Annotated in this window: 2 tRNA genes; both read right to left on the reverse strand. The window is 52.7% G+C overall.

What is annotated here, in order from left to right:
- Positions 1 to 11: 11 nt before the first annotated feature.
- A tRNA-Thr gene (locus CHH60_RS29520) sits at positions 12 to 87 on the reverse strand.
- A 6-nt stretch (positions 88 to 93) separates the two neighbouring features.
- Positions 94 to 170: transfer RNA gene (locus CHH60_RS29525), tRNA-Met, on the reverse strand.
- Positions 171 to 201 lie beyond the last annotated feature (31 nt).

The raw sequence follows: 201 nt of genomic DNA on the forward strand, positions 1-201 counted from the left end.
ATGTCGTTTTATGGTGCCGGCGAGAGGACTTGAACCCCCAACCTACTGATTACAAGTCAGTTGCTCTACCAGTTGAGCTACACCGGCGTTAAATGGTAGCGGCAGAGGGGATCGAACCCCCGACCTCACGGGTATGAACCGTACGCTCTAGCCAGCTGAGCTACGCCGCCACATTATGTAGTTTAAATACACCCAAAAGGG

Origin of the sequence: Paenibacillus sp. 7523-1, assembly GCF_002276415.1 — a bacterium.
Lineage (GTDB): Bacteria > Bacillota > Bacilli > Paenibacillales > Paenibacillaceae > Paenibacillus > Paenibacillus illinoisensis_A.